Origin of the sequence: Hymenobacter sp. BT188, from assembly GCF_014333585.1 — a bacterium.
Classification (GTDB): Bacteria; Bacteroidota; Bacteroidia; order Cytophagales; family Hymenobacteraceae; genus Hymenobacter.
Window position 1 is genome coordinate 389614 of the sequence record NZ_JACSCW010000003.1, and the last position, 18028, is coordinate 407641.

General features: G+C 52.1%; 16 protein-coding genes. 10 read left to right on the top strand and 6 right to left on the bottom strand.

The annotated features are described in order from the left end of the window. Nucleotide 1 precedes the first annotated feature (1 nt). Complete coding sequence (locus H8B13_RS09785; protein ID WP_187310617.1) at nt 2–988, bottom strand: YheT family hydrolase; 987 nt, start codon at nt 986–988, stop codon at nt 2–4. 268 nt (nt 989–1256) lie between these two features. On the opposite strand from H8B13_RS09785, the gene rpsT reads away from it, so the two are divergent. Then, nucleotides 1257–1517 carry a 30S ribosomal protein S20 gene (gene rpsT / locus H8B13_RS09790; RefSeq protein ID WP_187310618.1) on the top strand — a complete coding sequence of 87 codons (261 nt, stop codon included), beginning with the start codon at nt 1257–1259 and terminating at the stop codon, nt 1515–1517. A gap of 136 nt (nt 1518–1653) precedes the next feature. Here the strand turns inward: rpsT and pyk are convergent, their stop codons facing one another. After that, the gene (gene pyk, locus H8B13_RS09795; RefSeq protein WP_187310619.1) at nt 1654–3093 is read right to left on the bottom strand and encodes a pyruvate kinase; all 1440 of its coding nucleotides are present in this window, start codon (nt 3091–3093) and stop codon (nt 1654–1656) included. A 111-nt stretch (nt 3094–3204) separates the two neighbouring features. Beyond that, on the bottom strand, nt 3205–3633 hold the full coding sequence (locus H8B13_RS09800) for an IPExxxVDY family protein (RefSeq protein WP_187310620.1): 429 nt from the start codon (nt 3631–3633) through the stop codon (nt 3205–3207). Nucleotides 3634–3795: 162 nt separating this feature from the next. On the opposite strand from H8B13_RS09800, the gene H8B13_RS09805 reads away from it, so the two are divergent. From H8B13_RS09805 to lgt, 5 genes are all read left to right on the top strand, one after another. Beyond that, nucleotides 3796–4032, top strand: coding sequence for an acyl carrier protein (locus tag H8B13_RS09805; protein WP_073109216.1), 237 nt, complete (start codon nt 3796–3798; stop codon nt 4030–4032). Between the two features lie 89 nt (nt 4033–4121). Further along, entirely contained in the window at nt 4122–5372 is a 1251-nt protein-coding gene (gene fabF, locus H8B13_RS09810) for a beta-ketoacyl-ACP synthase II (protein ID WP_187310621.1), read from the top strand. Beyond that, on the top strand, nt 5372–6121 hold the full coding sequence (gene rnc / locus H8B13_RS09815; protein WP_187310622.1) for a ribonuclease III: 750 nt from the start codon (nt 5372–5374) through the stop codon (nt 6119–6121). Before fabF ends, rnc begins: the two co-directional genes overlap by 1 nt. Before the next feature lie 91 nt (nt 6122–6212). Then, a complete protein-coding gene (gene nadE, locus H8B13_RS09820) occupies nt 6213–8147 on the top strand; it encodes an NAD(+) synthase (RefSeq protein WP_187310623.1) in 1935 nt (644 codons plus the stop codon). 112 nt (nt 8148–8259) lie between these two features. Then, the gene (lgt, locus tag H8B13_RS09825) at nt 8260–9150 is read left to right on the top strand and encodes a prolipoprotein diacylglyceryl transferase (protein WP_187310624.1); all 891 of its coding nucleotides are present in this window, start codon (nt 8260–8262) and stop codon (nt 9148–9150) included. 72 nt (nt 9151–9222) lie between these two features. Here lgt and H8B13_RS09830 read toward each other — a convergent pair whose 3' ends face one another. Both H8B13_RS09830 and yidD read right to left on the bottom strand, forming a co-directional pair. After that, nucleotides 9223–10155, bottom strand: a complete 933-nt coding sequence (locus H8B13_RS09830) for a hypothetical protein (RefSeq protein ID WP_187310625.1) — start codon at nt 10153–10155, stop codon at nt 9223–9225. An 86-nt stretch (nt 10156–10241) separates the two neighbouring features. Beyond that, nucleotides 10242–10463, bottom strand: coding sequence for a membrane protein insertion efficiency factor YidD (yidD, locus tag H8B13_RS09835; protein ID WP_187310626.1), 222 nt, complete (start codon nt 10461–10463; stop codon nt 10242–10244). A gap of 248 nt (nt 10464–10711) precedes the next feature. Here yidD and H8B13_RS09840 point away from each other — a divergent pair, with 248 nt between their 5' ends. Continuing rightward, the gene (locus H8B13_RS09840; protein WP_187310627.1) at nt 10712–13036 is read left to right on the top strand and encodes a S46 family peptidase; all 2325 of its coding nucleotides are present in this window, start codon (nt 10712–10714) and stop codon (nt 13034–13036) included. Between the two features lie 668 nt (nt 13037–13704). Continuing rightward, nucleotides 13705–14340, top strand: a complete 636-nt coding sequence (locus H8B13_RS09845) for a sugar transferase (protein ID WP_187310628.1) — start codon at nt 13705–13707, stop codon at nt 14338–14340. A 73-nt stretch (nt 14341–14413) separates the two neighbouring features. Here the strand turns inward: H8B13_RS09845 and H8B13_RS09850 are convergent, their stop codons facing one another. Then, nucleotides 14414–14605, bottom strand: a complete 192-nt coding sequence (locus H8B13_RS09850) for a hypothetical protein (RefSeq protein ID WP_187310629.1) — start codon at nt 14603–14605, stop codon at nt 14414–14416. 353 nt (nt 14606–14958) lie between these two features. Here H8B13_RS09850 and H8B13_RS09855 point away from each other — a divergent pair, with 353 nt between their 5' ends. Together H8B13_RS09855 and H8B13_RS09860 are read left to right on the top strand one after the other, a co-directional pair. Then, the gene (locus H8B13_RS09855) at nt 14959–15807 is read left to right on the top strand and encodes a hypothetical protein (protein ID WP_187310630.1); all 849 of its coding nucleotides are present in this window, start codon (nt 14959–14961) and stop codon (nt 15805–15807) included. Continuing rightward, a complete protein-coding gene (locus H8B13_RS09860; protein WP_315985121.1) occupies nt 15804–18017 on the top strand; it encodes a helix-hairpin-helix domain-containing protein in 2214 nt (737 codons plus the stop codon). Before H8B13_RS09855 ends, H8B13_RS09860 begins: the two co-directional genes overlap by 4 nt. Nucleotides 18018–18028: the final 11 nt, after the last annotated feature.

The following is an 18028-nucleotide window of genomic DNA, read 5'->3' on the forward strand; positions in this document are numbered from 1 at the left end:
CTTACGCTGGCACTTCCGCAGTTAGAAATTCAATAGCGCGGCGCTCCGAATAGTAATTGCCATCCGGAGTACCCTCGGGGAACCCTACGTGTCCGCCTTCACGGGGCGTTTCCAAAAACACGAATTGACTATTTGCGGCCGCGTCGCGGGGGAAGCAGGCGGGGGGCAAAAATGGGTCGTTTTCGGCATTCACAATGAGGGTAGGTACCCGAATATGCTCGATATAGCGGCCTGAACTGGAATGCTCGTAGTAATCGTCGGCCGACTTGAAGCCGTGCATGGGAGCCGTAAAGCGGTCATCAAACTGCACGAAGTCGCGCAACTCCTCCAAGTTTTCAATATCCACTTGCCCCGGCAGTAATTCAGCCTTTTGGCGCATCTTAGCTCGTAGCGTTTTTAAAAATCGGTTCAGATACACTCGGTTTTCGGGGCGGGCGATATGCTGAGAGCTAGACTTCAGATCAGTTGGTACCGAAAACACAGCAGCGCGCTGTACCTGAGCAGGCACACGATCAGCCTTTTCCCCAAGATATTTTAGGGTCACGTTACCACCAGCAGAAAAGCCAGTGAGAAACAGGCGACGGTAATGGCCTGCACCCATTGCATAGCGCACCACAAAATCCAAGTCATCGGTGTCGCCGAGATGGTAGGAGCGGAGCAAGCGGTTCATTTCGCCACTGCAGCTGCGGTAGTTCCACGCCAAGGCATCGAATCCAGCGCGGTTAATAGCTCGTACCATACCACGCACATACGGTCGGCTGGCGTCGCCCTCCAGCCCGTGCGAGACGATAGTCAACGTGTCAGCTGCTTTCCCTTCCGCTACTCTCGACCAGTCAAGGTCCAAGAAGTCACCATCGTCGGTTTCCACCCGTTCGCGTTGATAGCGTACATCGGGTACCGTGCGCCACAGGCTGGGCACAATGGTCTGCAAATGGCCGTTAAACATGTAAAACGGCGGCTGATAGCGCGAGTGTTGAATAAGCGGCATGACCAAAAGGTATAGAATGGTGTTTGCCCGGCGGTGTTACTCTAAAATAGACAAAAATCACTTCCTAAAGTATAAACGCAGAAAAAAGTTCGTCATGCATACCAATACTGTCGGGTTAGACAAAGCTTTAAAAAGAGGCGCGCTATTAGTTAACTGCTCCAACATGAAGCGAAAGTGAGAGGAAGCTATTTGGTATTTCCGTCCAAAGCCTTACCTTTGCCACCCGAACTGAAATTTAAATCGAGCAGAACGTCACTATTTCCATACCATGGCGAATCATAAATCGGCCCTCAAGCGCATCCGTTCCAACGAAGCCAAGCGCGTGTTGAACCGTTACCAGGCCAAATCTACCCGCACCGCTATCAAGAAGCTGCGTGCTGCCACCGATGCTACCGAAGCGCAAGAGCTGCTGAAGAAAGTATCGTCGATGCTGGATCGTCTGGCCAAAAAGAACATCATTCACAAGAATAAGGCGGCTAACAACAAGTCGAGCCTGACCAAGTTCGTGAACTCGCTGGCTACCGCTTAATTATTTAAGAGGTTTTCTGCTCTATCATAGAAAAGGCCCTGCGCGTAAGTGCAGGGCCTTTTCATGTTTCTATTAATCCAAGCAATAAACAGAAGCTGAGTGAATCAACTCAGCTTCTGTTTATTGCTTGGAATATTTACGCCACGCTCACCTTTACCATATTCGTCTTGCCTTTCTCGTTGATAGGCATAGAAGCAGTATTGATGAATACGTCTCCCGGCTTGAGGTTACCGGTAGTGGTAAGGACGTACTTAATGTCAGAAACGGTATTATCGGTGCTCACCATACGGTCATAGTAGAAAGCCCGTACGCCCCACACTAAGCTTAATACTGTCAGTAGGTTGCGTGTGTCGGTGAAGACGAAAATATCGGCTTTAGGACGGTATTTGGCGATTTGGAAAGCCGTGTAGCCGCGGTGCGTCAAGCCAGTGATGGCGCTGGCTTTCGTATTACGAGCTAAGTGAACAGCCGCAGATAGTACACTGTCGACCATAAAAGATGGTGCGGCTGGATCGATGGGATGGAAGCGGTGGAAAATATTGTTCGCGTGGGTTTCAACACTGCGCACGGTATTTACCATGGAGCGAATTACCTCCACTGGATACTCACCAACGGCCGTTTCAGCGGATAGCATGAGCGCATCGGCACCATCGAGCACGGCATTGGCTACGTCGTTGGTTTCGGCGCGCGTTGGACGTGGGTTTGTAATCATACTCTCCATCATCTGGGTAGCGACGATCACCGGCTTGCCGAGCTTATTGCACTTCTCAATAATCATCTTCTGCGCCAGTGGCACCTCACCACCGTTGATTTCCACACCCAAGTCACCACGGGCCACCATAACCGCATCCGTTAGTGCAATAATCTCGTCAATGTTGCGGAGGGCTTCTGGCGTTTCAATTTTGGCTACTACGCGCGTCTGCTTGCCACTTTCTGCAATCAAAGACTTAATGAATCGGATATCTTCAGCCCGGCGAGCAAAGGAAAGGGCAACCCAATCCACATCGTGTTCCAGACCAAATTTAAGATCCTCGATATCTTTCTCGGTCATCGAAGGGGCTGATACATCCGAGTCCGGCAGGTTAATGCCTTTGCGGGGCTTCACCAGGCCTCCGTATACAACTTCCACGTCTACTTCTTGCTCACGGTCAGTGGCTAGCACCCGCAGCTCAATTTTGCCGTCGTCAATCAGAATCATGTCGCCAGCCTTCACATCGCGGGCCAGACCCATGTAAATGGTGCTTAAGCGCGTCGCTGTGCTAATTTCTTTTTCCCCGCACACAAGCTTAATCTTATCGCCGGGCTTAATCTCAACGCCGCCGCCTTCAACATCGCCAAGGCGAATTTTTGGCCCCTGCAAGTCTTGTAGTAAGCCTACATTGGTGCGAAGATCTTTGTTCAGGCGGCGTACATTGTTGATTACCGCCAGATGATCCTCATAAGCGCCGTGCGAGAAATTGAGGCGAAACACATCGACACCCTCGCGGATGAGCGTACCCAAGCGTTCGTAGGAACTAGAGGCGGGGCCAACGGTGGCCACAATTTTGGTTTTATTGAAATGGGGACGAGGTTCCATAAGCAGGTAGCACCAAGCTCCAGCTTGGTGAATCGTTAAACGAGTAAGTTGGGGGGCAATTTGGATGAGGTTTATGAGTAAGACACCAAGCTGGAGCTTGGTGTTACTTAATCAAAACAGCAGATTTTCTTTAAATTTTAATTCATTAGGATCGAATTGACATACGTACTGCACCGCGGGTAGGGCAGTAAGTTGTTCTATCAATTCGCTGGCTGCCAAGGCACCCGAACCATTGCTAACCTGGAGCAGATAGTCGTACTCCTTTATATCGGGAGCAAGAAAAGGCTTTTTCAATGGCGATGGGTCCACGGAGCGGTTACGCAACAGGCGCAAAGTAAGCGTTTCAGTGGCGTACAAATAATTGCTGATAACTAAACGACCTTTTGTTAGCAGGTCATATATCAGGTCTTGCTGCTTCACCAAGCGCAACCGTAGGGCCTGATTCAGCGTCCAAGCCAGGGTGTGTTCCCGGCTTGATGAAACGAGGCCAAACAGTTCAAAATCACAGTCATACTCAACATCCAGCGTTAGCATTTTCATAGGGTGCTTGCGGGCTTAATCAGTACAAAACAACGGACCGCAGGAGCCAACGGGAACTGGCTCGGCCGTAATCTTGTACCTGCAAGATTAGGGGTGGTTGGTTTGACAATGTTAGGGAAGTTAGTGTTATTTGTGCCGAGTTTTCTCTAAACCCCCACGGAAATGTCTGAAATTGCAGAAAAAGTAAAAGCCATTATCATTGACAAGCTTGGCGTTGAAGCCTCGGAAGTAACTCCAGAAGCTAGCTTCACCAACGATCTGGGCGCTGATTCGCTCGATACTGTCGAATTGATTATGGAGTTCGAAAAAGAATTCAACGTGTCTATCCCCGACGATCAGGCAGAGAACATCGCCACCGTGGGTCAAGCTATCAGCTACCTCGAGGAGCACGCCAAATAACCTAACGGCTTTGTAGCCGTTACCCGTTCTATTGCTTACCGGCCGGCCCGCCGCCGGCCGTTTTGCTTTCTAATTTCTCCCGTTAGCCTATGTCTCTTCGGAGAGTTGTTGTGACCGGCCTTGGTGCCCTTACGCCTCTTGGCAAAACCGTCACCGAGTATTGGGATGGTTTGTCGAGGGGCGTAAGCGGTGCCGCGCCCATCACGCGCTTTGACGCCAGCAAGTTCAAAACCCGTTTCGCCTGCGAGATAAAGGGGTACAACCCCGATGACTACTTCGAGCGCAAGGAAGGCCGCAAAATGGACTTCTTCACGCAGTTTGCCATCATTGCCAGCGACGAAGCTATCAAGGATGCCGGCTTGCTGGAAGGTGTGGACCGTGACCGGGTAGGGGTAATCTGGGGCTCCGGTATCGGCGGCCTTAAGACCTTTCAGGAGGAGTGCTTCAGCTTTGCGAAAGGTGACGGTACACCCCGCTACAACCCCTTCTTCATTCCGAAGATGATTGCCGACAGTTCGTCGGGCAATATTTCCATTCGCCACAAGTTCCGGGGGCCAAATTTTGTGACCACCTCGGCTTGCGCGTCGTCGTCCGATTCTATTGTCGCTGCTTACAACTACATCCGCCTCAATCTGGCCGATGTAATGGTAACAGGTGGCTCGGAAGCGGCTATTACGGAAGCTGGCGTAGGTGGATTCAACGCTCTCAAGGCCATGAGTGAGCGCAACGACGCGCCTGAGCAGGCTTCTCGCCCCTACGATAAGGAGCGTGACGGCTTTGTGCTGGGCGAAGGTGGTGGCGCTATCATTCTCGAAGCGTATGAGCACGCAGTAGCTCGGGGGGCAAAAATATACGCTGAGATTATCGGCGGCGGTATGTCTTCGGATGCTTACCACATCACGGCTCCTGACCCTGAGGGTAACGGCGTAGTGCTGGTAATGCAAAATGCCCTGCGCGACGCTGGTATTGGTCCAGAAGATGTAGATTACATTAATACCCACGGTACCAGCACGCCTCTGGGCGATGGTGCTGAAGTGAAAGCCATCGAGAAGGTATTTGGTGAGCACGCTTACAACCTGAACATTAGCTCTACCAAAAGCATGACTGGCCACTTGCTGGGCGGTGCTGGTGGTATTGAGGCCATTGCGTGTATTTTGGCCTTGCAGCACGGCATAATTCCGCCTACCATCAACCACTTTACTGCAGACCCAGAACTAGACCCGCGCCTGAACTTTACTTTCAACGAAGCTCAGAAGAGAGATATAAACGTGACGCTAAGCAACACCTTTGGCTTTGGTGGACACAATACGTCGGTTCTGTTTCGCAAATTTCGAGGCTAATGACGCGGCCGGGGCAGCCACTTCCACTGTTCGGATTCTTCCGGCGGTTGCTGGGGCAGGATAAGGCTTTCCGCCAAGCCATTGCCACAGTCACTGGTCGTGCGCCGGATAACATTCGGCTGTACCAATTGGCGTTTACGCACTCATCACTGGTGCGCCAACAGAATGATAAGAGTCGTACGCAAAGCAACGAGCGCTTGGAGTTTCTGGGCGATGCCGTGTTGGGAACGGTAGTAGCCGAATATCTATTTCGCAAGTACCCCTACGAGCAAGAAGGGTTTCTCACCGAAATGCGCTCTCGCATTGTTAATCGTGAAAGCCTGAATGCGCTGGCGTTGAAAATTGGGTTGGATAAGCTAGTACAGCTAGATCCAACCCAAGGCCGTGCTGCTCGCTCGCGGTCTGTAAACGGTAATGCACTAGAGGCTTTAGTAGGGGCTGTGTATCTGGATCAGGGCTACAAAGCAGCTCGTAAATTTGTGCTGGCGCGCTTGATTAAGCCTTACGTAGACGTAAAGTCGCTCACCACAACGACTGCCAACTTCAAAAGTAAGCTTATTGAGTGGGCGCAGCGTCAGGGAAAGCATTTGCGCTATGAGTTGGCCGGCGAACCCCAAACGGGTGGCGTAATGGAATTTTCAGCGACCGTATTTGTGGATGATGAACCCGTAGCCACAGGTATGGGCCTCTCCAAGAAACAAGCTGAACAGACGGCAGCAGAGCGTGCGCTTACAGCCCTAGGCGTATAGCTGCTCTACCTGTCTACTTCGGAGCTTTTGAGCGGCTAGGACAACTCTGGGGGGCAAAAAGTAGTTGTTGGCTAAACTATTCTCTCTTTCCATGCGATTAGCTGGCGCTGCCCTCAACCAGATTCCATTTGATTGGCACCATAACCTACGCACCATTCGCGAAGCTATTGAGCAGGCGAAGGCAGCCGGTGTCGATTTGCTATGCCTACCGGAGCTAAGCCTTACCGGCTACGGGTGCGAAGACCTGTTTCTAAGCGACTGGCTTTCGGCCTCGGCACTGGAATATCTACAGCAGATTCGGCCCTGGACGGCGGGTATTCTGGTTTGCGTGGGCTTGCCCGTGCGTATTGACGGGAGGACTTATAATACCGCCGCCGTGCTGCGCGACGGCGAAATACTGGGCTTCGCGGCCAAGCAGTTTCTCGCCAACGACGGCGTACATTACGAGCCGCGCTTCTTTAACTCCTGGCGGGCGGGCGAAACCACTACCATCGAGTGGCAAGGCGAGAAATGGCCCTTGGGTGACTTGATTTTTGAGCACCAGGGCGTACGCTTTGGCTTCGAGATATGCGAGGATGCGTGGCGCCCAACCGCTGATCGGCCCGCGGGCCGACTGATGGAGCGGGGCGTGCAGCTTATTGTGAATCCATCGGCCAGCCATTTTGCCATGAGCAAGACCGATGTGCGCTACCAGCTCGTATTGCAGGCTTCGCGCAAGTACAATTGCACTTACCTCTATGCCAATCTGCTCGGCAATGAAGCGGGGCGAATTATTTACGACGGCGAAATACTGGTGGCGCGCAATGGCCATTTGCTGCTCCGTAATCAGCTCTTAAGTTTCAAAGAAGTAGATCTGGAGTGTACAGACGTTGATTTTGACGCTGATTTGCCCCCCACGGATGTGGTGCCCCTGCCAGCGCCCGATGAGTACCGCGAGCTGAATCAAGCTCTTAGCTTGGCCCTGTTTGATTACATGCGGAAGGCTCGCAGTCGCGGGTTCGTGCTTTCCCTCAGCGGTGGTGCCGATTCCTGCATGTGCGCCGTAGCCGTAGCCGAAATGGTGCGCTTGGGTACAGCAGAGCTGGGCACGGCCGAGTTCATGCGTCGCGCTGGTTGTTTTACCGCTGAAGAAATAGCGACACTAGCTGGCCCTGTTGCGCCTGTACCCGACCAGAATGCACCCGGTCCAAAGGATGCCTCCCTCAGCCTCCTTAACCAGGAGCAAAAATCAATCAATCAAAAGTTAACCCGCCGTCTGCTCACTACTGCCTACCAAGGTACAGTCAACTCGTCCGATGACACGTTTCAGTCGGCTAAGGAGCTGGCTGATGAACTGGGGGGCATTTTCTTTGACTGGACCATCGATGAGGAAGTAGAAGGGTATGTTGCCAAAATTGAGCACGCCCTGAACCGGCCGCTGACGTGGCAAACCGATGATTTGGCTTTGCAGAACATTCAGGCGCGGGTACGGGCGCCCGGCATTTGGCTATTGGCCAACGTGCAAAACTGCCTGCTACTCACCACGTCCAACCGATCCGAAGCTTCCGTGGGGTACTGCACGATGGATGGCGACACGGCCGGCAGCATTTCGCCCATTGCCGGCGTCGATAAGGATTTTGTGAAGAAATGGCTGCGCTGGGCTGAGAAAGAACTTGGCTATCAAGCTTTGCGCCACGTGAATGCTTTGCAGCCCACGGCTGAGCTACGGCCCTTAGAAGACAAGCAAACCGACGAGCGCGACCTCATGCCTTACGTGCTGCTCAACCGTATTGAGCGTCTGGCTTTCTACGACCGCCTCAGCCCGCGCCAGGTGTTGGCAACGTTGGTGCACGAAGAAGCGGCCACTGATGCGGAGCAACTGAAAACCTACGTTAAGCGCTTCTATTCGCTGTGGGCGCGTAACCAATGGAAGCGCGAACGCTACGCGCCCGCTTTCCACCTCGACGACTATAATGTCGATCCGCGTTCCTGGCTGCGCTTCCCCATTCTGAGCGGTGGCTTCACGCAGGAATTGGCTTCGCTATAATTTCAAAGTGGTGCTATCGTTTGTTTTGCTCTGAATGAAGCGCAATTTCGAGTTGCTTTCTTGCCAACGCTGAATTCCTACCTTTGCCACTGTACCTCTCTTCCGCCTTCGCATGACCTCGCTGCTCGCTTACATTACCTGGGACGTTGCGCCCGAAATCGTTAAGATTGGACCGCTCACGCTGCGTTGGTACGGCCTGCTCTTTATGTCCGGCTTTGTGCTGGGCACCTTCGTGCTCTCGCATATCTACCGCTCCGAGCGCGTATCGCCGCAGTGGGTCGATGTCATTACGATTTATATGCTGGTGGGCACCATTGTCGGCGCCCGACTCGGACATTGCTTGTTTTATGATCCCGGCTATTACTTGGCCCATCCGCTCGATATTCTCAAGATATGGGAGGGAGGACTGGCTAGCCATGGTGCTACGTTGGGCATCTTGTTGGCTGTGTGGCTCTTCAGTCGCAATAATAAGTTCGATTACCTCTGGACCCTCGACCGGATTGTGATTGTGGTGGCGCTTGGCGGGGCGCTCATCCGCTTGGGTAATCTTTTCAACTCCGAGATTTTTGGCCACGAAACCACAGTGCCTTGGGCCTTCAAGTTTGTGCGCGACACGGAACACCTAGTGAATGGCGTAGCTGTTCCGCGTCATCCAACCCAGATTTATGAGTCGCTGTTCTGCGTGTTTCTGCTGGTGCTGCTGTATTTGATGTGGAACCGCACGAAAGAAAAAACGCCCAGGGGGCAATTGTTTGGTCTGTTCGTAGTACTGTTGTTTACCTTCCGCTTTCTGGTGGAGTTTCTCAAGGAAGATCAGTCCGACTTTGAAAGCAGCATGGTGCTGAATATGGGTCAGATTCTAAGTATTCCGCTGATTTTCATGGGTTTATGGGTGCTGCTGCGCGCCGGCAAATGGCCTAATAACCCCTTCGGATTTGCCCCCCGAGATCTGGAAGCAAGGGCCGCCGCCGAGCAAGCCCAAAAAATGGTCAAATCGAAGTAACCCGTTCTTAAACTCACAAAAAAGCCCTCCAGAGCAACTCTGGGGGGCTTTTTTGTAAGCTTAGATAGCAGATTATTGGGCTCCAACATTTGCTCCAGCGTTCGATTGACCCTGTAGTGAGTATTGATAAATAGAGCCTTCTTCTGTACTGATAACCAACGTTTGGTTATCTGTGAAAACAACGCCCTCCGTTTGCCCCGCGCCCGTTAATGCGATGCGGCGGGGTGTGGCCTTAAGCAGAGACTCAAACGAGTTGCCTTCATACAAAAACAACTCTTCCTTACCCATTAAAGCCAAGCGTTTGCCATCAGGACTCAAGTCAGCATCCGTTACTTCCCCGTCGAGAGATAGGCTGGTAAGGAGGCGGGCGGTTTGCTGGCCAGGCTTATCTGGTACAGCATAAACCTTGCTGGTTGTTTGATTTGCGCGGTCGCGGGTGAAGAGGTAAACCATGCCATCGTGCCAGAGTGCAGCTTCGCAGTCAAAGTTTCGTTCACCTTTAGCGGGCGGAAATTCGCGCTGATCCGCATAAGTGAAGCGGATGGCACCTATTTGTTTGGGGCTGGCCGGGTTGAGGCGATAAATAGCCAGGTCCTGGCGGCTATTGTTGTTATTGCCCGCATCTACCACGAATATGTTGCCGCGGTTGTCCTGCGCCAGGCTTTCCCAGTCCTGGTTCGGCACCGTAAGTCTGGTTTCGCTTAGGAGCTTGCCCGTCGCGTCGATCTTGTACAGGATAGGGGAGTTGCCGGCGTCGCCGTGCGTGTAAAAGGTGCCTGACTTGTCGGCGCGGGCCAGACCGGAGCTTTCGGGCACCGCTTTATTGAGCGAGCCCATGCGGCGCAAGCCTGGCACTGAGCTTTCAATAAGACGATTCTCTAGGCTTTCCTTCTTATCCTTCTTTTTGTCCTTCTTGCCGCTCGGTGCTTCATCGGACTGAGCCTGCGAACAGCCACAGCCAAGCAAAGCGCTGATTGACAGTGTGATTATGGGGATTAAACGCATGATTTGAGAGTATATAAACAGAAAAACGTTGCCTGACCTTAGGAGGCACAAGCAACGAGCATGGGTAGCTATACGCAGGATTCGGCTTAGGGTACGGGATCGTAGCCATGTCCGCCCCACGGATGGCAGCGCCCAATACGGCGTAGCGCCAGCCAGCCACCGCGCCAGGGGCCAAATTTGCCGATAGCTTCAGCGGCATAGGCCGAACAGGTAGGCTGATATCGGCAGCTGGCTGGTGTGAGCGGCGAAATAAAGTGCCGGTACACCCAGATTAGAGCAAGAAAAAAGCGCCGAAACAGGTAGGCCATGGCTGAGGTTATGCAAAAAGCAACGGCAAGTTACTTTTTGTGTTTATTCTCTTGAGCAACAAACAAAAAGGAAGAATTGGTTTAGTGAGTAGAGAAGCCTTATGCAGTTTGTCGATTGAGAATTATAAGGCAAGGCTTCATAAAAACTGCCCACTACTCGCCTCACCTGAGTAAGTTTAACCTTTGCTTTACCTAAGCACTTTTCTTACACGCTCACTCCTCTTTTTCATTCCCATTACCCACCCCTTATGCTGAAAAAAATATGGGCAAATGCGCTGCTTCTGGCGCTCTTGCTACCGATGGCTGCTCGTGCCGACGAAGGAATGTGGCTGCCGATGCTTGTGAAGCGCCTCAACTACGCGGACATGCAGAAGAAAGGCCTGCAACTGACGGCCGAAGAGATCTACGACATCAATAACGCCAGCCTCAAAGATGCCGTGGTGCAGCTGGGGGGCTTTTGTACGGGCGAATTTGTGAGCGGGCAGGGCTTGCTGCTCACCAACCATCACTGCGGCTATGATGCCATTCAGAGCCACAGCACGCCCGAGAAAAACCTGCTCGCCGACGGCTTTTTCGCCGCTAATAAAAGCGAGGAAAAGCCCAATCCAGGTTTGTTCGTGGATATTCTGGTGCGGATGGAAGACGTAACTGGTAAGGTGCTGGAAGGCATCACGCCCCAAACGCCGGAGCAGGAGCGCGCCGCGCTGGTGCAGCAGCGGCAGAAGCAGCTGGCCGATGCTGCCAAAGAGAATGGCCAATACGTAGCCTACGTGCGCGATTTCTTTGCCGGCAATGAGTACTATATGTTCGTGTATCAGCGCTTTGGCGATGTGCGGCTGGTAGGCGCGCCACCCGAATCGGTGGGTAAGTTTGGCGGCGACACTGATAACTGGATGTGGCCCCGCCACACCGGCGACTTCTCCATGTTTCGGGTGTACGCCAGCAAAGACAACAAGCCCACCACCGGCTACGTGGCCGACAATGTGCCCTACGTACCCAAAAAGCACTTGCCTGTGAGTCTGCAAGGCGTGAGCGAAGGCGACTTCGCCATGGTGTTCGGCTTTCCGGGCCGCACGCAGCGCTTTTTGCCCGCAGCTGGCCTTCAGCTAACCCTAGACCAGAGCAATCCTGCCCGCATTAAGCTGCGCGACACCCGCCTGAAACTGTGGAAAGAAGACATGGATGCTGACCCAGCTCTACGCCTAAAGTACGCCTCTAAGTACGCCAGCATTGCCAACTATTGGAAGTACTTCATCGGGCAAAATGAGGGCATGAAGCGCTTGAAAACAGTGGACAAGAAGAAAGCCGAAGAGGCCCAGTTTGCCCAGTGGATTGCGGCCGATCCGGCTCGCCAGCAGCTTTACGGCAGCGCGTTGCAGGATATTAATCAGAATTACACGGCCCTGCGTGAGTTCAACCTAAGCAATGTTTACCTGAATGAAGCCGCATTTGGTACCGAAATCATGACGTTCGCGGCTCGGATGCTGCCTTTGCATTCATTGCTGAAAGACCCAAACGCCGACAAGGCTGCCATACAAAAGGCTACAGCCGATTTGAAGGAGCCGGCCGCCGAATTCTTTAAAGATTACAGCGCTACCACGGATAAGAAGGTGTTTGCGGCCTTAATGGGCCTCTATTACACCGATGTACCTAAATCGCAGCATCCGGAGGTATTTCAGACGGTAGCCAAGCAGTATGGCGGCTCCATGAAGAAGTACGCCGACTACGTGTTCGGCAACACCTTCCTGACTTCTCCCACTAAGCTGAATGCTTTTCTGGCGGCGCCTACGTTGGCCAAGCTGGAAGCAGATCCGGCGTTCAAGACGATGAACTCGGTGTATACGAACTACGTGCAGAAGATTGCCCCCCAGCTTCAGGCCAGCCAGGCCACTATGAGCCGGGCTAATCGTCAGTATGTAGCGGGCTTGCGGGCCAAGAACACCGATAGAGTATACTCACCTGATGCTAACTCGACGTTGCGCCTAAGCTACGGCACCGTGCGCCCCTACGAAGGCCGTGATGCTGTGAGCTACGACTACCAGACTACGGGCAAGGGAATTTTGGAAAAAGAAGATCCAACAAACCCTGAATTTGTGGTACCGGCCAAGCAGGTGGCGCTTCTGAAATCCAAAGACTTCGGCCCTTATGCCAATAAGGACGGACAACTGCCCGTAGCCTTTATCACAGATAACGACATTACGGGGGGCAATTCCGGCTCGCCCGTAATCAACGGGCGAGGCGAGTTGATCGGATTAGCCTTCGATGGCAACTGGGAAGCCATGACTGGCGACCTAGCCTACGACCCCGATCTGAAGCGCTGCATCAACGTGGACATCCGCTACGTGTTATTTTGCGTGGATAAGCTTGGTGGCGCTAAGCACCTTGTTGACGAAATGACGGTAGTTAATAAGGGCCCTAATCCGGGCGTAGGCACTAGTGCCTACGCTACGTCCAGCCAAGTCAATGGCACTGATGAAGCCGGCAAAATGAAAACGAAGTCGCCAGCGGCTGGTAAGGTTAAAATCAAGAAGAAAAAGAACAAAGAGAAAGCTGAGGCTAACGCAGAGATGTAGGGTCACAACTTGAATGCCCTAAAAAAAGCCCCCCAGATTTTATCTGGGGGGCTTTTTTTAGGGCGTTGATCTAAGGTAATAGTAACCTCTCCATACATGGGAGAGCAACGATACTAAACGTTTACATAGCTATTTAATATATGTCACTTCATTGACCAACAATGCTTTATGAAGTATTATCGATTATAGGAAGCTAGGCACAACTGTTGTTTTTACTCTGATCGTTGCACGCTGGCATCTAGGATTATATTTAGTTGATAACGCCCATATAAAAACATGGCCAGCTTGTTTTTATAATATAAAAAATAGGTAATATACAGTATTTATCTATTAAAGGGAAATATTAGAAGATGATTTACGGATGACCCCATATCTAAATATTTAATTTAAAACAATGTATAATATAAAATTTACAGGAATTTTTCAGATAAACACAATTAATAATTTATTTAATATAACTTTTCCGAGTTATGTTGAATTATATAAATATTTAAAATTTTTGTTGCATTTTATTTGCAAATAAGTATTTGCCCAGTTATTTTTGGAAGACGTTTAAAGACAACAAAATAAAGGAATATCTCAATATCAAGTACTATATCCTTGTTAAGCTTTCTCATTTCAGCATTTAGTTTATTGCCCCGCCCTCTTACCTCTGCAACTTTTTTTATATGTATCGAATTTTTACACCCCGGCCGTTAAGTCCCCAGCAACGGTATGCTTTATTAAAGCGCGTATTTGACCTCACGTTCTCACTTCTAGTGGTGGTGCTCGTACTCAGCTGGCTGGTGCCGGTGCTGGGCCTGTTGCTCAAGCTCGAGAGTCGAGGACCCGTCTTCTTTAAGCAGCTGCGTACGGGCAAGAACGGTAAACCTTTCTACTGCCTCAAGTTTCGGAGCATGCGCCTGAGCAGTGATGCCGACTCGCGCCAGGCCAGCCGAGGCGATAACCGTATTACTCGTATAGGGGCGTTCATCCGCAAAACCAGCATTGACGAGCTGCCTCAGTTCATCAACGTGCTGCGCGGGGATATGTCCGTGGTGGGGCCCCGCCCTCACATGCTTCAGCACACACACGAGTACGCCCAGCGCATCGCCGGCTTTATGGACCGGCACGCCGTCACGCCCGGCATCACGGGCTGGGCTCAAGTGAAGGGCTACCGTGGGGAGACACGCGAGCTACAGGCCATGGAAAAGCGCGTGCAGGCCGACATCTGGTACTTGCGCAATTCCTCCTTTCAACTCGATGTGCAGATCGTAGGCCTCACGATTGTGCAAGCCCTACGCGGCCACGAAAACGCCTTTTGAAATTTTAAGACTAGATTATACGAACACTACATCTACTAGACACACAACATAAACATAATTAGGTGACAACTCTTTAGCGCACCTTATAGGCTTTTTGGAGTTCCTTCATCTGCACTGCTAAACCATCAATTTGTTGGACTAATGCCTTTGCTTTCTGTCCGTAAGCGGCTTGCTTATCTGTCCACGTTAGGAACTGCTTGAGCTCCTCCTTTGCATAGCGTAAAAGAGTGGCTGCGTTCTCCAAAAATTCTTCTTCTGGGTCCATGATGTGGTGTTTAAGAATCAGCCAATATACTCAGTAAGCTAAAAAAGCTCATTCCAGTAGCCATTTCTGAGTATAACAGAAGATGCCTATTCTATAGAAAGGTTGCAAAATTTATGCGATTTGGACAGCATAAGTAATTGATATATTTCTACCTACACACAGATAAGCTGTATCGAAGAATACAGCTTATCTGCTATAAAGCTTCTGCCTTAATTTAACAGCAGCTTCTATTGTAACGATTTAGATAGAGCGTATTCTGTAATCGTTCTTATTCCGAATAAGTGAGTTCGCATATTTGCCGCGAAATTTGCTGAAGGGCGAAGAAGCCAGTTTAGGCTTCTTATCTCCTTATTATGCTAAACGGGTACTTAGCGTTAGTAACCTTACTCATATCTGTTTCTACTGTAAGTGCTGGCAACGGCCCCGGCGTGCGTGGGGCACGAGCAGCGGCGTTGGGCAATGCGTCTGTTACAATTACTGATGTGTGGGCTGTTGGCAACAACGTAGCCGGGCTCGGGCAGGTAAGCCAAACTAGTGTTGGCTTTTATGCTGAAAACCGTTATTTAAGCTCCGCATTCAATACAGTGGCGCTTGTGGCTGCTACGCCGATTGGTTCTGTAAGCTCAGAAAAGCCCCCCAGTCGTGGTGTAATAGGCTTTGAAGCGCAGCGTTTTGGCACTAATCTGTACGCTGAGCAGCGTCTAGGTTTGGGCTATGGGTACCGGGGCGGACAGATCAGCGTGGGTGGCCGTGTGGATGTGTTGCAGGTCAGTATTCAAGGTTTGGGTAGTAAAAGAGTGGTGGCTGCTTCGCTGGGTGGACAGGCCGAGCTAATCCCAGATCGGCTGGTTTTCGGGGGATATTTATATAACCTGAACCAGACGCGCTTAGCTGCTTATGAGAATGAGCGCGTTCCTACTGTGCTCAAAGCCGGCCTCTCGTACCGCCCCACAAGTAAGCTAATGCTGAACGTGGAAACGGAAAAAGACGTGGAGCAGAATGCTGATTTTAAGGCGGGTATCGAGTACCAGCTGCTGGAGGTGCTGGCGCTTCGAGCCGGCTTTGCTTCGCTCGTGGAGCAAACTACGGCCGGCGTAGGCTTTAAAGCCGGCCGATTTCAGATAGACTATGCCGCGGCTTGGCAGTCAGCGCTGGGCTTGAGTCAGCATGTGGGGGTGAGTTTGCAGTGGGCAAAAAAGTGAGAACTGCTTACCAAAAAGCCCCCCAGTATATGCCGATGCTGCGTGGCGCACACAACAAAACCTCTACGCACGCAACTGCCAGCAAACGTAGTTGGTGGCGCGCTGTAGTGCTCACTTGTGGGCTCCTGTGCTTGGTTTGGCCTTTTAGCCTCCAGGCGCAGGACTACGTGCGCCCCGCCGCCGATCTGGACCGGCTGGTGCAGGAGCTGTTTGCCGAAATACAGAGCGATGAGGTAGCTTTTGAAGATGTGTATGAAACGCTTCTGCTATACTATCAGACGCCACTAAACCTGAATACGGCCAGCCGCGAGGAACTGCGAGGCTTGCTGTTGCTCTCAGAAACGCAGATTTCGGCCTTGCTGGATCATCGGCAGCAACTTGGTCCACTTCTGAGCTTATATGAGCTGCAAAGCATTTCTGGCTTTGAGCAAGTGCGTAGTATTTATCGGGTGGCGCCCTTCGTAACGGTGCAGTCCGGGAACCTGAATGCTGCTCGGGGCCCGCTCTGGCAGCGCATGCTACACGAAGACAACAATGCTTTGTTTCTGCGCTATGAACGAGGTCTGCAGGCTCGTCGTGGCTATGCCTCTGCCGATACCACCAGCACCGGCCGACCACTCAGCCGCTACCTCGGCTCACCCGATAAGCTTTTGTTGCGCTACCGCGTCAGCCACACCCGCGATTTCAGCCTAGGCTTTACCGCTGAAAAAGATGCAGGTGAGCCCCTGGTATGGCAACCTGGAAAAGGACGAATAGGAGCCGATTTTTACTCCGCGCACTTTGTGGTGCAGGAGCAAGGCCGACTCAAAACATTGGCTTTAGGTGATTACCAACTGCAATTCGGCCAGGGCTTATTGCTCTCATCTGGTTTGCAGGTAGGCAAGGGAGCTGAAACCATAACTACCCTGCGGCGCAGCAGCTTAGGTGTCAGGCCCTATTCTTCGGTGCTGGAAACGTCCTTTTTTCGTGGAGCGGCGGTAACAGTGAGCTTACACAAGACCGTGCGGGCAACAGCATTTTTCTCGGCCAAGAAAGTAGATGCAAATCAACAGTTTGCTACCGATTCTCTGGCCCAGTTTGATTCATTTTCATCTGGTATCAGCACCAGCGGCTTGCACCGCACCACTACCGAACTAGCTAACCGCAAGCGTCTGCACGAAGCTATAGCTGGCGGCAACGTGACCTATACAAGTCTGGGGGGCAATTTTGCGGCCGGCGCTACGGTGGTGGGTACACGCTACGACATGGCTTTGCAGCGCCGCCCCGAGCCATATAATCAGTTTGAGTTTCGGGGTAAAGACAATGTGGCGCTGGGAGTTCACTATAGCTATGTGCTGGGCAATGCGCTCTTTTTCGGTGAAACAGCGCGCTCCAGCAGCGGTGGCTTAGGTACCGTAAATGGCCTGTTGGCCAGCTTGGCTACCAATGTAGAGGCCTCCGTCCTGTACCGTCGCTACGACCGAAACTTTCACACCTTTTACGGGCAGGCATTAGGCGAAAACACGCGTAATATCAACGAAAGCGGCGTATACCTGGGCCTGAAAGTGCGTCCGGCGGCGCGTTGGGAAATCACAGGCTATTATGATCAATTCTGGTGTCCGTGGTTGAAATATCGCGTTGATGCTCCCTCACGGGGCCACGATTATTTGCTGCGCTTATCATTCGCGCCCACCAAAACCAGCCAGCTCTACGTGCAGGTTCGCTCTCGTACCAAGGACCAGAACGCCGATCTGACGCCAACGCGCCCTGTACCCCAGCCAGTACCCACCGCGCGCCGCAGCCTGCTGCTTTTTTACGATGCCGCGCCTTCATCCATCATCAGTTTGCGTACGCGCCTGCAAGGCACGCATTACCGTGAAGACGGCGCCACTCCGCACACGGGATTCTTATTGGCCCAGGATGCCACCGTGCGCCTCAACCGCTACCTGCGCCTCAGTGCCCGCTACGCCCTCTTCGATACCGACGACTACGATACCCGCCAGTATGCCTTCGAGCAGGATGTGCTATACGCGTTTTCGGTGCCCGCACTCTCCGGCCGCGGTACGCGCACCTATGCATTGGCGGAGGTAAAATGTACGCGTCATCTTACCTTGTGGCTGCGCTATGCCGCCACCCAATACCGCCACCAGCAAGTAATTAGCTCCGGCTTGGAAGAAATCGAAGGCTCGCTCCGCTCCGATGTTAAAGCGCAGGCTCGATACACTTTCTAGCAGCGCTAATC